Source organism: Rhodoferax ferrireducens, assembly GCF_049302455.1.
GTDB classification, from domain to species: Bacteria; Pseudomonadota; Gammaproteobacteria; order Burkholderiales; family Burkholderiaceae_C; genus Rhodoferax; species Rhodoferax ferrireducens_B.
This window is the reverse complement of record NZ_JBAQMD010000026.1, coordinates 26,656-39,806: the sequence shown is the minus strand read 5'-3', so window position 1 is coordinate 39,806 and position 13,151 is coordinate 26,656. Positions and strand designations below refer to the sequence as shown.

The 13,151-nt window shown below is 60.7% G+C and carries 14 protein-coding genes; 11 read left to right on the top strand and 3 right to left on the bottom strand.

Annotation, left to right across the window (positions count from 1 at the left end; all coding sequences use genetic code 11):
• Positions 1 to 161: 161 nt before the first annotated feature.
• The 3 genes from WA157_RS04365 to WA157_RS04355 form a co-directional block, all read right to left on the bottom strand.
• Positions 162 to 626, bottom strand: coding sequence for a DUF4148 domain-containing protein (locus tag WA157_RS04365; RefSeq protein ID WP_422619798.1), 465 nt, complete (start codon positions 624 to 626; stop codon positions 162 to 164).
• A gap of 163 nt (positions 627 to 789) precedes the next feature.
• A complete protein-coding gene (locus WA157_RS04360) occupies positions 790 to 2,184 on the bottom strand; it encodes a heavy metal sensor histidine kinase (protein ID WP_422619797.1) in 1,395 nt (464 codons plus the stop codon).
• Positions 2,175 to 2,858 (bottom strand): heavy metal response regulator transcription factor, encoded by a 684-nt coding sequence (locus WA157_RS04355; RefSeq protein ID WP_011462749.1) that lies wholly within the window; start codon positions 2,856 to 2,858, stop codon positions 2,175 to 2,177. The genes WA157_RS04360 and WA157_RS04355 overlap by 10 nt, the downstream gene beginning before the upstream one ends.
• Positions 2,859 to 3,080: 222 nt before the next feature.
• Here WA157_RS04355 and WA157_RS04350 point away from each other — a divergent pair, with 222 nt between their 5' ends.
• From WA157_RS04350 to WA157_RS04300, 11 genes are all read left to right on the top strand, one after another.
• Positions 3,081 to 3,284, top strand: coding sequence for a hypothetical protein (locus WA157_RS04350; protein ID WP_422619796.1), 204 nt, complete (start codon positions 3,081 to 3,083; stop codon positions 3,282 to 3,284).
• 76 nt (positions 3,285 to 3,360) lie between these two features.
• The gene (locus tag WA157_RS04345) at positions 3,361 to 3,765 is read left to right on the top strand and encodes a hypothetical protein (protein ID WP_422619795.1); all 405 of its coding nucleotides are present in this window, start codon (positions 3,361 to 3,363) and stop codon (positions 3,763 to 3,765) included.
• Positions 3,766 to 3,811: 46 nt separating this feature from the next.
• A complete protein-coding gene (locus tag WA157_RS04340; RefSeq protein WP_422619794.1) occupies positions 3,812 to 5,320 on the top strand; it encodes a multicopper oxidase family protein in 1,509 nt (502 codons plus the stop codon).
• Positions 5,321 to 5,349: 29 nt separating this feature from the next.
• Positions 5,350 to 5,631, top strand: coding sequence for a DUF2933 domain-containing protein (locus WA157_RS04335; protein WP_422619793.1), 282 nt, complete (start codon positions 5,350 to 5,352; stop codon positions 5,629 to 5,631).
• The gene (locus WA157_RS04330; RefSeq protein WP_422619792.1) at positions 5,628 to 6,272 is read left to right on the top strand and encodes a methyltransferase family protein; all 645 of its coding nucleotides are present in this window, start codon (positions 5,628 to 5,630) and stop codon (positions 6,270 to 6,272) included. Before WA157_RS04335 ends, WA157_RS04330 begins: the two co-directional genes overlap by 4 nt.
• Positions 6,273 to 6,314: 42 nt before the next feature.
• On the top strand, positions 6,315 to 8,741 hold the full coding sequence (locus tag WA157_RS04325; RefSeq protein ID WP_422619791.1) for a heavy metal translocating P-type ATPase: 2,427 nt from the start codon (positions 6,315 to 6,317) through the stop codon (positions 8,739 to 8,741).
• Between the two features lie 71 nt (positions 8,742 to 8,812).
• On the top strand, positions 8,813 to 9,163 hold the full coding sequence (locus WA157_RS04320; RefSeq protein WP_422619790.1) for a copper-binding protein: 351 nt from the start codon (positions 8,813 to 8,815) through the stop codon (positions 9,161 to 9,163).
• Between the two features lie 28 nt (positions 9,164 to 9,191).
• Positions 9,192 to 9,611 carry a disulfide bond formation protein B gene (locus WA157_RS04315; protein WP_422619789.1) on the top strand — a complete coding sequence of 140 codons (420 nt, stop codon included), beginning with the start codon at positions 9,192 to 9,194 and terminating at the stop codon, positions 9,609 to 9,611.
• Complete coding sequence (locus tag WA157_RS04310) at positions 9,608 to 10,264, top strand: DsbA family protein (protein WP_422619788.1); 657 nt, start codon at positions 9,608 to 9,610, stop codon at positions 10,262 to 10,264. Before WA157_RS04315 ends, WA157_RS04310 begins: the two co-directional genes overlap by 4 nt.
• A gap of 4 nt (positions 10,265 to 10,268) precedes the next feature.
• On the top strand, positions 10,269 to 11,540 hold the full coding sequence (locus tag WA157_RS04305) for a TolC family protein (RefSeq protein WP_422619787.1): 1,272 nt from the start codon (positions 10,269 to 10,271) through the stop codon (positions 11,538 to 11,540).
• Positions 11,537 to 13,150: an efflux RND transporter periplasmic adaptor subunit gene (locus WA157_RS04300; protein WP_422619786.1), complete on the top strand. Its 1,614-nt coding sequence runs from the start codon at positions 11,537 to 11,539 to the stop codon at positions 13,148 to 13,150. Before WA157_RS04305 ends, WA157_RS04300 begins: the two co-directional genes overlap by 4 nt.
• Position 13,151 lies beyond the last annotated feature (1 nt).

Below are 13,151 nucleotides of genomic sequence, written 5' to 3'. Positions count from 1 at the left end.
ATTGCCTGTTGGGCAATCGACGATATTTGGTAATCGCTCGTTAAAGTGAAAAATCCCGCCACCAGGGCGGGATTTCAGGATAGTGACAACAAGCCATCCCGGCTTGCTGCCTGCCTTGCCGGGCGTCTTCCCGCAAGCGCGGGGTGACGCCCGATCAAAACTCACACGACGGGATGCATGCTGGGGTGTGCCTCGTTGCATTTTTGGCCACTGTCCGAAATCATGTAATCGCCGCTGCGAATGGCTTCAGCCAGCTCGGCTTTCACCTGTTCGCGCGTGAGACTCGCCTGTACCTGTTTGGCTGGATAACGATTCGGGTACAGCTCATTAAGCTTGCGGCTTTGCTCTCCATTAGCCAGCATATCCCCGGTGCGAATGGCTTGGGCCAACTCGGCTTTCACCTGTTCGCGCGTGAGGCTCGCCTGCACCTGTTTGGCTGGATAACGACTCGGGTACAGCTCATTAAGCCTCAAGCCACGATTGCCGGGGGCCAGCATGTCCCCGGTGCGAATGGCTTCGGCCAACTCGGCTTTCACTTGTTCGCGGGTGACATCGGCGAGGGCCGGGGTGCCGGCGATCAGGCCGGAGGCGAGGACCAGGGTGATGGCTGCAAATTTGGTTTTCATGATGATTCCTTTCAAAGCTTGTTAAACATCTCCGGGCAGGTCGGTCGTCATCGTGTACCGTCTTGTCCAGCTTCTATCGCCACATCGCGATATGAGTGAACTATAGAAAGTGGACCCCGACAGGGACATGACCGGCGAATTACAAAGTGGTCAGCAATTCGTCTCAGGGGACGCGCGGCAGTCTGATCGTGAACGTGGTTACTTTGCCGATGGAGGCGACAGTGATCGTGCCTCCATGGGCGACGACGATTGACTTGGTGATGGCCAGGCCCAGGCCGGTGCCTTCAGTGCTACGTTGTCGCGAGGGATCGACCCGGAAGAAGCGGTCAAAAACACGCTCCAGATGCTCTTGCGCAATGCCGTCGCCCGTGTTTTCCATGCCAATCGAAACCGCGTCCTGATCGGTATGAACACGAACGCGCACCGTGGTGTGGGCGGTCGAATGCCGCACCGCGTTGGACAGCAGGTTGCCCAGTGCGCGGCGCAACATCAGCCGGTCTGCACTCACCTCACCATCGCCTTCGACCGAGAGCTGCAGTCCTTTTTCTTCGGCAACCGCATCGTAGTAGTCAAACAATGCCAAGACCTCTGCGGCCACGTTGAGTGTTTCCCGGCTTGGCACCACCAGACCGTTGTCGGCCTTGGCCAGCAGCAGCATGTCCGAGATCATGCGGGCCATGCGTTCAAACTCCTCGGCGTTGGATTCAAGAATGCTGCGGTACTCGTCTGCGTCGCGTGCCCGTGACAGGACAACCTGGGTTTGCGTCATCAGGTTGCTGACCGGGGTGCGCAACTCGTGCGCAATGTCCGAAGAAAAATCGGAAAGCCGATGGAAGGCATCCTCCAGTCGCGCCAGCATATCGTTCAAGGACTGTGCCAGTTCGGCCAGCTCAATCGGCACGGTCTCCACCTGCAATCGATGACTGAGTTGTTGGGCTGTGACCACTTGTGCCTGTTCGCGCATGGCGCGCAGTGGCGCCAGGCCGCGCCGGGCGATTAGCCAGCCCAGCAAGCCCGTCAGCAGCGCAGCGCCAGCGACAAAGATCCATAGTGTCTGCTGGAAAGAGCGCATGAACGCCTGATGATGGGCGATGTTGAGGGCGACCGCCACGACGACCCGCGAGCGCTCGCTGATGCCGGTTGGCAATTCAGCAGCGATACCGCGATAGGTTTGATCGCCCAGTAGCCAGGTCATTGGGCGATGCGGACTCTGGACCGCGCGGGCCGCCATCATGTCGAACGGGAAGTTGGCATTGGGCGTGGTAAAGAGCAGCGCGTGATTGGGGCCGAAGATGATGAGTTCAAGCCCATGGTGTCCCACCAGTGAGTTGTCCAGCAATTGCGAAATGCGATCCAGGTCGTCCTGCGACTTGAATGTCTTGAGTGCATGGCGGGCCAGCTCCATCTTTCCGCTCAGAACTTCCATGTCCTGTTGCTCAAAGTGTTTCTCTACCGAGGTGGCGATGACAAAGCCCAGCGCCAGCAAGACCGCCGACGAAGCGGTCACGAACAGCAGTGCCAGACGTCGGGTGATGGATGTTCTGCCAATCAAGCGCAAGCGGGACTCTCCAGCACGTAGCCCATGCCGCGCACGGTACGAATCAGTTTGGGTTCAAAATTGTCGTCCACCTTGGCGCGCAGGCGTCGCATGGCAACCTCGATCACATTGGTGTCGGAATCGAAATTCATGTCCCACACCTGGGACGCGATCAGTGAGCGTGGCAGCACTTCATCCTGGCGGCGCAGCAGCAACTCCAGCAGGGCAAATTCTTTCGATGTCAGATCGATGCGTTTGCCGGCGCGGGTGACCCGGCGGCGCAGCAAGTCAAGCTCCAGGTCGGCAGCGCGCAAAAACTCCGTGGACGAGCCTTTGCCGCCCCGGCGCAAGAGTGTGCGCACGCGGGCCAGTAATTCAGAAAAAGCAAAGGGCTTGACCAGGTAGTCGTCCGCGCCCAGTTCCAGGCCCTTGACGCGGTCATCAACATGGTCGCGCGCGCTCAGAAACAGCACCGGCATGTCCTTGCCCGCTTTGCGGATGCCGGCCAGAACCGCCCAGCCGTCCATGCCAGGCAGCATCACATCGAGAATCGCCAGGTCGTAGTCTTCCGTGAGCGCGTGATGCAGCCCGTCGGTGCCGTCCCGCAGCAAATCCACGACAAAGCCAGCCTCGCCCAAACCTTGTTTGAGGTAGTCGCCCGTTTTTGGTTCGTCTTCGACGATGAGAATTTTCATGTCGCCATTTTGCGCTGCCTGCGCGTCAGCACGCGCCAGATAACAGGAATGTAATCTGGCCGTCAGCTCGCTGATGGGAACAGATTTGCACACTGCCATAAGGGAGACACGCTGGAGAAGACCCCCTTATCTCTGTTGACGCCATGTTACGTGTGCTGCCGAACAGACATCTGCGGGATGCCAACTTAGATTGAACGCTCCATGTTTTACAGGAGAAGATTGATGAAGACCTTGCTTGCTTTGGCAGTTGGTGCACTGGCCCTGTTCACCACCGGTGTCACGTTGGCGCAGAACGGCAACATGATGAATGGTGGCACGTGGGGCACCGGGTGGATGGGTGGCTACGGTGGCATAGGAATGCCAATCCTGCTGCTTGTCGTTGTTGTCGCGCTCGTGGTATGGGTCGTCAAGCGGGGCGGCAAGTGACGCCACTGCAGAACTGCCTATGTATCGAATCTCCCTCGCCGTTCGCGGTGTTAATCAACCTAACCAGGAGTCTGTCATGACCTATTTTCGATTTATTCCACTGGCCCTTGTCCTCACCAGCGCCACCTTGCTGGCGGCCTGCAACACAGCGCCGACGACGCCCATGGGCACCGCATCTGCCAACAGCATGGCGACCCCCGACCAGATGGCCAGGATGGACGCGCAGATGAAGACCATGCAGGCCATGCACGACAAAATGATCAACGCCAAGACGCCGCAAGAGCGCAGCAAGCTGATGGCCGAGCACATGAAAGCCATGCAGGACGGCATGGCAATGATGGGCGACATGAAAGGCATGCCGGGCATGACTGGCGACATGGGTGCGAACAACATGATGATGGCCAAGCGCATGGAGATGATGCAGATGATGATGCAAATGATGATGGATCGGGAGTCTGCTGACATGCCAATGACCAAGTAGCTTGACCGGGCAGCAGCCGTCTGCCACAACTCAAACAGGATCCCCAATGACACAACGACGCGGCTTTCTCGCGGCTCTTGGCAGCTTGCCCATTCTTGGCCTCGATATCGGCTGGGCGCAAGCGGCCACCAGTGGCACGCCCCCCATGATGGGCATGATGAACATGGGCGTAGCCGCCTCAGTCAAACTTGCTGCTGTGGATGCATTGGCCGCGGGCGCGGCACTAAGCGACCTGGTCAAATTGGCCAACACCAGTAGCCAACCCGGACTGTTCCGCGCGACGCTGACCGCGGCACCAGTGAACGTGCCCTTGCTGGCGGGAGCGCCGACCCAATTCTGGGCCTACAACGGCAGCCTGCCAGGCCCGCTGATCGAAGTGATGGAGGGTGACACGGTTGAAATCCTCTTCGAGAACCGCCTGCCGCAAGCCACCACGGTGCACTGGCACGGCCTGCCGGTACCACCGGATCAGGATGGCAACCCCCACGATGCAGTGGCGCCCGGTGGCAAGCGCTTGTACCGCTTTTCCTTGCCGCCAGGCAGCGCGGGCACCTACTGGTACCACCCGCATCCGCACCTCACGACGCCGGAGCAGGTGTATCGCGGTCTGGCCGGTGCCTTTGTCGTGCGCGCCAAGGCCGACCCGCTCCAGGACATTCCGGAGCGCCTGCTGGTGATCTCCGACCTCAAGCTCGGGCAAGATGGCCGCATTGCCCCCAACGATGCCAACGACGAGATGAATGGCCGCGAAGGACAATTCGCACTGGTCAATGCACAGCGCCAGCCACTGCTCCAGTTCGACCGCGGCGGGCGCGAACGCTGGCGTATCTGGAATGCCAGCAGCGCGCGCTACCTGCGCCTGACCTTGCCCGGCGCCGCCTTGACGCTGGTCGGCACCGATGGCGGTCTGCTGGAGCGCCCCGTCGCCGGTCTCACCGAAGTGCTGCTGGCACCCGCCGAACGGGCGGAGGTCATTGTCGATGCCAGCGGCAACAAGGGACGTGGCGAACTGGTTGCCACCCCGTACAACCGCGGCAAGATGGGCATGGTGCCCGCCGAACAAGCCCTCAGTCTGCTGAGCGTCGATTTCGGCAAGGTGGCAGGTGCTTCATTAAAGCCACTGCCGGCCATGCTGCGAGGCATTGACGACCTGGGTCGCCCCATGTCAAAGAAGCGCGTTGTCTTTTCGGAGAATATGTCCATGACCGGTGGCAAACACAGCATGCAGTTCCTCGTCAACGGCCAATCGTTCGACATGAAACGCATCGATCTGGTGAGCAAAATCAACCAGGTGGAGTTGTGGGAGATTGTCAATGAGTCGGATATGGACCACCCTTTCCACATCCACGGCACGCAGTTCCAGGTGATTGAGCGGGAAGTCGATGGCAAGGTCGCGCCAGCGTCTTACCGCGCCTGGCACGACACCGTCAACCTGAAGTCGGGCGAAACGGTACGGCTCAAAATGGTCCAGCATTTCAAGGGCATTCGCATGTTCCATTGCCACATCCTTGAGCATGAAGGTGCCGGCATGATGGGGCAGCTCCAAGTGGTGTAACTGCCCATCAATCACGCAAGACACTCGCCATGAATCACGACCCCGAAGAACATGAAGCCCCGTCCAGTTTTTGGACGTCCCGCTACGCCATCGGATTGATCGTCTTCGGAGCCGTTGCGGGCTACTTTCTGCTGACAGAGCACTTGGCGCACACCGTTGGCGCCTTGCCATACCTGCTGCTACTGGCCTGCCCGTTGATGCATATCTTCATGCATCATGGTCATGGCAATCACGGTGGTCATGATTCTCGCCCTGGTGACAACAGCGCTGAAGCTGGGCCAGTCCAGCCCAAGCCGGGAGAGCCATCATGAACCAAGACCCAGCAGCCTACGGGCTATGGTCGCTGGTGGTTTTTAACTCGGCGATCTTCGTCATGTTTGCCTACAGCTTTTTCAAGCCGGCAACGGCACGAGACTGGCGAACTTTCAGCGCATTTTCTGCCTTTATCGTGGCGCTGTTTGTCGAGATGTACGGTTTTCCGTTGACCATCTATCTGTTCTCGGGATGGCTGCAAACCCGGTATCCGGGTTTGGACCTGCTTTCCCACGACACGGGTCACCTGTGGTCAACGCTGCTGGGTGAAAAAGGTGATCCGCACTTTGGCCCTCTGCACATCGCCAGTTATGTCTTTCTTGGCTTCGGTTTTTATCTGCTGTCCAGCGCATGGAAGGTTCTTTACGAGGCGCAGCGTCAAAACGTCCTGGCCGTGACCGGCCCCTATGCGCGGATTCGCCACCCTCAATATGTCGCCTTTGTGCTCATCATGCTGGGCTTCCTGCTGCAATGGCCAACGCTGCTCACTTTGGCCATGTTTCCCATTCTGCTGCTCATGTATGCGCGGCTGGCCATCACCGAAGAGGCCGGGATGCGCAAGCAGTTCGGTGCGGAATTCGAAACTTACGCGGCGCACACGCCGCGCTTTCTGCCATCATGGCGCAGACGGTCTGCCTGACAACCGTGGCCCGGAGTCCTTATCCAGCATTCGAGGCGCAACATGAACCATCCCGTGCACCCTGCCGCTTCGCCCGAACATCGGCTTGCAGAAGCGGGATCAGGCGCGGGTGTTGCGCCGCCACTGAAAGACCCGGTCTGTGGCATGACGGTGACCGCGCAGTCACCACACCAGTTGGTGCACGATGGGCGCACGTTCTATTTCTGCAGCGCAAAGTGCCAGGGCAAGTTCGCTGCTGATCCGCTGGGCTACCTGTCACCCGCTCCCCCCGTGGCCGCATCGCCATCGGCGGAGTCGTTGGCGTCGAAGTCACCTTCACCGTCCGACGCCACGATTTACACCTGCCCGATGCACCCGGAGGTGCGCCAGGACCACCCTGGCAACTGCCCCAAGTGCGGCATGACACTGGAGCCGGAGCTGCCCAGTCTTGAGAATGACGAGAACCCTGAGTTGCGCGACTTTCAGCGCCGCTTCTGGTGGACCTTGCCGCTGACGGCCATCGCCCTTGTGCTCGCCATGTTGGGCCACCGCCTGCAGTGGATGGACATGGCCGTGCAGAGCTGGGTTGAACTGCTTATCGCCACACCCATCGTCCTGTGGGCCGGTTGGCCCTTCTTCGTTCGCGGCTGGCAGTCGGTGGTGAAGCGCAGCCCGAACATGTGGACCTTGATCGGATTGGGCACCGGCGCCGCTTTTGTCTACAGCGTGGTGGCGACGGTGGCGCCACAAGTGTTTCCGACCTCATTCATCTCGATGGGACGCGTCGCCGTCTATTTTGAAGCGGCGGCCGTGATTATCTCGCTCACCTTGCTGGGTCAGGTGCTGGAGCTCAAAGCCCGTTCCCAAACGTCGGCGGCGATCAGATCCCTGCTCGGCCTGGCACCCAAGACAGCAAGGCGCATCCGGGAGGATGGCAGCGAAGAAGACGTACCCTTAAGCCACGTGCATGTGGGCGACGTGTTGCGCATCCGTCCTGGGGAAAAAGTGCCGGTGGACGGTACGGTTACCGAAGGTAGCAGTTCCGTTGATGAATCCATGCTGACCGGTGAACCCCTTCCGGTAACCAAGCGCGTCGGGGACAAAGTGATAGGCGCGACACTCAACACCAGTGGCGCGCTGGTGATGCGATCAGAGCGGGTTGGCTCCAGCACGGTACTCGCGCAGATCGTGCAGATGGTCGCGCAAGCCCAGCGCTCCAAAGCGCCGATGCAGCGCATGGCCGACCTGGTAGCGGGCTACTTTGTCATGACTGTCGTGGCCATTGCCGCGCTGACTTTCTTTGCCTGGGGATTTTTTGGCCCCGAGCCCAGTTGGGTTTTCGGCCTGATCAACGCGGTGGCGGTGCTCATCATCGCCTGCCCCTGCGCCCTGGGCCTGGCCACGCCGATGTCCATCATGGTGGCAACCGGTCGCGGCGCGACACAGGGCGTGTTATTTCGCGATGCCGCAGCGATCGAGAACCTGCGCAAGATCGACACGCTCATCATCGACAAGACCGGTACCCTGACGGAAGGCCACCCGGCCTTTGACCGTGCGGTACCGGCGCCGGGCTTTGAGGCCGACGAAGTGTTGCGCCTGGCTGCCAGCCTGGACCAGGGCAGTGAGCATCCACTGGCCGAAACAATCGTGCGCGCCGCCCGCGAGCGCGGCATGACGCTGGACAAGCCGGAGAACTTTGATTCCGTTTCCGGCATCGGCGTGCGCGGACAGGTCGCAGGCCATCAATTGGCGCTGGGTAACAGCACGCTGATGGAACAAACAGGCGTCCCGCTCGCGCCCTTGGTGCCACAGGCCGAGGCCTTGCGCGCCGAGGGCGCCAGCGTGATGCATCTGGCGGTCGATGGTCGACTGGCCGGCCTGCTGGCGGTGTCCGATCCGATCAAGTCCAGCACGCCCGAGGCCTTGGCGACGCTCAAGGCCGCCGGCTTGCGCATTGTGATGGCCACCGGCGACGGGCTGACCACGGCCAAGGCCGTGGCGGCACGCCTGGGCCTTGACGAGGTGCATGGCGAGGTCAAACCGGCGGACAAGCTGATTCTGGTCGAGCGCCTGCAAAAGGAAGGACGTGTGGTGGCGATGGCCGGTGACGGCATCAACGATGCACCCGCGCTGGCCCAGGCCGATGTCGGCATCGCCATGGGCACCGGCACCGATGTGGCGATGAACAGCGCGCAGGTCACGCTGGTCAAGGGTGATTTGCGCGGCATCGCGATGGCAAGGGCGCTGTCCAATGCGACGGTGGCCAACATGAAACAGAACCTGTTGTTCGCCCTCCTCTATAACGCGTTGGGTATTCCAATTGCTGCCGGTGTGCTGTACCCGCTGACCGGCTGGCTGCTGTCGCCGATGATCGCGGCCCTGGCCATGAGCTTCAGCTCGGTGTCGGTGATCGGCAATGCGCTGCGCCTGCGCGGCACCCGCTTGATCACTGACCCCACGGCGGGGAAATCGAAAATAACAAAAATGTAATGTTGATGACAGCTTGCTGTCGGCGCCAGTTGACGACAATGCGCTCATTCCATTCACCCAAGGATCTCTTTATGACAACCCGATTTCATTCCGTCTTGCTCCTGGCGCTTGCCACCACAGGTTTCGCCCTGCCCGCCGTCGCCCAAACAGACCACAACATGCCTGGCATGACAGTGGCGATGCCCGCCGCAAAGACCGCTGGGGCCGCCCTGGGTGAAGGCCTCGTGAAGAAAATCGACAAGACCAAAGGAACCGTCACCTTGGCGCATGGTGCGCTGCCCAACGGCATGCCGCCCATGACCATGGCCTACAAGGTCAAAGACGCGGCCTGGCTCGACAAAATGACGGTCGGGCAGAAGATTCGCTTTGCCACCGACCCGGCCGACGGCATGACCGTGTCGCGCTTTGAGCCGGCCAAGTAAGACCTTGCGTCAGCGCTGACCCTTCAGTATGAAAACCTCCCCCTGGACGCTTGTTTTTGGCGCCTGGCTGATCGCCGCCATGGCGACACTGGGCGCCTTGTTCATGAGCGAAATCATGGGCTTTGCGCCTTGCGTGCTGTGCTGGTATCAGCGCATCTTCATGTTCCCGCTGGTTTTCATTCTCGCGGCAGGGCTCTTTCCGTTCGACCCGAAAGTGCTGCGTTACGCCTTGCCATTGGCCGCCGTCGGCTTGTTGGTGGCGGGCGTCCACCTGCTGCTGGTCGCAGGCTACATCCCGGAAAGCTTGGCCCCTTGCCGGCAAGGCATTCCCTGTTCGACCGTGCAGGTGCAATGGCTGGGGTTTATCACCATCCCGTTGCTTTCTTTTTTCGCATTTCTGGTGCTTAACGCGTTGCTGATCACCACTTACCTGAAAACACCCAAATGAAACAGAAAAGTATTTTCACCCTGGCCGCGGTGCTGCTCATTGCCGCGTTCATCGTTGGCGCATTCTTTTACAAGAACCAGAAGACCGAACAGGCGGCGCAACTGGCGGCGAAAAACCAGATATCCCTGGTGCGTGCCGATGCGCCAAGTTTTGGCAACGCCGACGCGCCCGTGCACATCGTCGAGTTTTTCGACCCCGCTTGCGGCACCTGCCGCGAGTTCTACCCGCTGGTGAAAAATCTGATGGCGGCCCATCCCGGCAAGATCCGGCTCACCATGCGCTATGCGCCCTTTCATCCCGGCTCGGATCAGGTGGTGAAAGTGATGGAGGCAGCGCGCAAGCAAGGTCAGTTCCAGCAAACGCTGGAGGCGCTGTTTTCGTCCCAGACGGTGTGGGTGCAAAACCATACGGCGCAGGCAGATTTGATCTGGTCGCCGCTGGGTGGCCTGGGCCTGGACATGGAGCGGATCAAAAGCGACATGAATTCACCGGAAATTGCCCGCACGATTGCGCAAGACCTGGCCGACGCGAAGACCATGAACGTCACCATGACGCCCGAATACTTTGTCAACGGCAAGCCGCTGCCCACCTTTGGCTTTGAGCAGTTGCAGAGACTCGTTGACGAGGCGCTGGTCAATACCAACACAAAGTAAACCTATGCAACACGTATTACGCGCCGGCGCTATCGCTGCGGTGCTGGTCATGGCTGTGCCTGCTGGCGTGCTCGCCGGCGAAGCGCTGCCCGGCGCCAGTCTGCAAACCCTGCTTGAACTGGCCCAAGCGAGCAACCCGGAGTACACCAGCATGCGTTTCGAGGCGCAGGCCGCGGCTGAACGCGTCAAGCCTGCGGGCGCTTTGATGGACCCGAAATTTCGCATCGAGTGGATGGACGTCACCAAAATGGGTGAGCAGAACCCAACGCTGTGGCCCAGTGATGTCGGCAGCACCAAATACACACTGATGCAGGATATTCCGTGGTTTGGCAAACGTGACCTGAAACGGGACATTGCTCACTTTGACGCTGAAGGCAGCCAGGGCAAGGCGCTGGGCACCTGGCTTGAGCTGGCGGCCAGGGTCAAGACCTTGCAGGCGCAGCGTTACTACCTGCGCGGCAATAGGGAGTTGACGCAAGAAATTCTTGACCTGATGGCGCGCCTGGAGCAGGTCGCCCAAAGCCGTTATGCCGGTGGTCTGGCTGCACAACAAGATGTCATCCGGGCCCAGGTGGAGCAAACCAACATGAGGAATGAGTTGGTGATGATCGAGAGCGAAAGCCTGCAGATTGATGCGCGCTTGAATGCCTTGTTGGCGCGCCCTGCGATGGCAGCGCTGGCCGCACCCGAGAGCCTGCGCCCCCTGCCCGCACCGGCACTGCTGGACGCGGCAAAGCTCGAAGAACGTGTGCGCAACCGCAACCCGCAATTGTTCGTTGAGGAAGCCCGCATCCAGGCGGCCCAGAAGAGCCGGGAGTTGACCTACAAGAACCGCTATCCCGATTTCACGCTCAGTGTTTCACCAACCCAGACTCAAACGAACGTCAAGGAATGGGGCTTGATGCTGGAGGTCAACATTCCGCTGCAGCAGTCCTCCCGGCGCGCCATGGAGCGTGAGGCGGAAGCCATGCTCTCGGCCGCGCGCGCGCGCAAGGAAGCCGCCGCCAACCAGGTGCTGGCTGAACTGGCGCAGAACCTGGCCGCTATCGAAGCGGCACGCCGCACGGAGCTGCAGGCCAGCAGCAGCTTGCTGCCGCTGGCGGATCTGACGTTCAGTTCCGCGATGGCCAGCTACGAGAACGGCAAACTTGACTTTGCCACCCTGCTCGACGCCCAGCGCCAAATCCGCCAGGCCAAACAAAGCCGGATCAAAGCCCAGTTTGAAGGGCAAATGCGCTTGGCCGAAATCGAAAAACTATTGGGAGAAGATTTATGAAACAAAGTACGGGGATCACGGTTGCCGTCATCGCCGCGGTGATTGCCGCGGGCGCTGGCTACTGGCTGGGCCACAAAGGCCCGGCGTCCCAAGCTCAGGGAACCGTATCAGCAACGGCCGCGGCCGTTGACACGGGCGCTGGCAGCACTTCGAGAAAACTGCTGTACTACCGCAACCCCATGGGCTTGCCCGATACCTCTCCCACGCCGAAAAAAGACCCGATGGGCATGGACTACATCGCCGTCTATGCCGGCGGGGCGGACGAAGAACCAGCCGCGGCCAATCAGGTCAGGATCAGCACCGAGAAAGTGCAAAAGCTCGGGGTTCGCGTGGAAGCCGCGCAACTGCGTGCGCTCGACAAATCAGTGCGAGCGTCGGGCCGCATTGAGCCCGACGAGCGGCGTGTGTACGCCATCTCACCCAAGTTTGAGGGCTATGTGGAGCGCTTGCATGTCAACGTCACAGGCCAGGCCGTTGGCAAGGGCCAGCCGCTGTTTGAGGTCTACAGCCCGGAGCTGGTCTCGGCCCAGCGCGAGTATGCGATTGCGGCGCAGGGCGTGGCCACGCTCAAGGATGCGGGTGGTCAGGCGCAGTCGGGCATGCAGCAGCTGGCCGGTGCCAGCTTGCAGCGGCTGCGCAACTGGGATATTTCAGAGTCGCAGATCAAGGCGCTGACGCAGTCCGGTGCGACTACCCGCACGCTCACCTTTCGCTCGCCCGTCAGCGGTATCGTGATGGAAAAGAAGGCCGTGCAAGGCATGCGTTTCATGCCCGGCGAGGCGCTCTATCAGATCGCGGATTTGTCGACGGTGTGGGTCATTGCCGACGTGTTTGAGCAGGACATTGGTCTGGTCAAAAACGGCGCCAAGGCCACGGTGAGCATCAACGCCTACCCGGACAAGGCGTTTGCGGGCCGGGTCACTTATGTTTATCCCACCCTCAAGGCTGAGACGCGAACGGTGGCCGTGCGTGTGGAACTCGCCAACCCCGGTCTGTTGCTCAAACCCGGCATGTTTGCCCAGGTTGAATTGCCGGTAACGGCCAAAGGCCAGGTCGTCACGGTGCCGGTGTCGGCTGTGATTGACAGCGGCACCCGCCAGATTGTCTTGATCCAGCAAGCGCCCGGCCGTTTTGAGCCGCGTGAAGTCAAGCTGGGTGCGCGCAGCGACACCCGTGTGGAAGTGCGTGACGGCGTCAAAGAAGGCGAGCAAGTGGTGGTGGCCGCCAACTTCTTGATTGATGCCGAGAGCAACCTCAAGGCCGCGCTAGGCGGCCTTGGCAGCGCTGCGCCGGCACCGGCTACAACAGCCAGCGCCGCAGCAGTGGCTGCGCCGGCCGCGCAGGCGGCAGCGCCCGCCAAGGCCGTGGGCCACCAGGCAACAGGCACGGTGGACGGCGTTGATTTGAAGGCGGGCACGGTCTCCTTGAGCCACGGCCCCATCGCCAGCCTCAAATGGCCCGCCATGACGATGGAGTTCAAGACCGCCAATGCCGCGCTGCTGCAAGCGCTCAAACCCGGCGCCAAAGTCACGGTCGAGTTTATTGAGCGTCAACCCGGCGAATGGGTCATCACCAGCGTCAAGCCGGCTGACCCTCACGCCGGCCAGTGAC

Coding starts and splice junctions, on each gene's coding strand:
- WA157_RS04300 (WP_422619786.1), top strand. CDS start 11,537: ATGAAACAAAGTACGGGGATCACGGTTGCCGTCATCGCCGCGGTGATT.
- WA157_RS04310 (WP_422619788.1), top strand. CDS start 9,608: ATGAAACAGAAAAGTATTTTCACCCTGGCCGCGGTGCTGCTCATTGCC.
- WA157_RS04335 (WP_422619793.1), top strand. CDS start 5,350: ATGAATCACGACCCCGAAGAACATGAAGCCCCGTCCAGTTTTTGGACG.
- WA157_RS04305 (WP_422619787.1), top strand. CDS start 10,269: ATGCAACACGTATTACGCGCCGGCGCTATCGCTGCGGTGCTGGTCATG.
- WA157_RS04315 (WP_422619789.1), top strand. CDS start 9,192: ATGAAAACCTCCCCCTGGACGCTTGTTTTTGGCGCCTGGCTGATCGCC.
- WA157_RS04350 (WP_422619796.1), top strand. CDS start 3,081: ATGAAGACCTTGCTTGCTTTGGCAGTTGGTGCACTGGCCCTGTTCACC.
- WA157_RS04365 (WP_422619798.1), bottom strand. CDS start 626: ATGAAAACCAAATTTGCAGCCATCACCCTGGTCCTCGCCTCCGGCCTG.
- WA157_RS04345 (WP_422619795.1), top strand. CDS start 3,361: ATGACCTATTTTCGATTTATTCCACTGGCCCTTGTCCTCACCAGCGCC.
- WA157_RS04320 (WP_422619790.1), top strand. CDS start 8,813: ATGACAACCCGATTTCATTCCGTCTTGCTCCTGGCGCTTGCCACCACA.
- WA157_RS04340 (WP_422619794.1), top strand. CDS start 3,812: ATGACACAACGACGCGGCTTTCTCGCGGCTCTTGGCAGCTTGCCCATT.
- WA157_RS04330 (WP_422619792.1), top strand. CDS start 5,628: ATGAACCAAGACCCAGCAGCCTACGGGCTATGGTCGCTGGTGGTTTTT.
- WA157_RS04355 (WP_011462749.1), bottom strand. CDS start 2,858: ATGAAAATTCTCATCGTCGAAGACGAACCAAAAACGGGCGACTACCTC.
- WA157_RS04325 (WP_422619791.1), top strand. CDS start 6,315: ATGAACCATCCCGTGCACCCTGCCGCTTCGCCCGAACATCGGCTTGCA.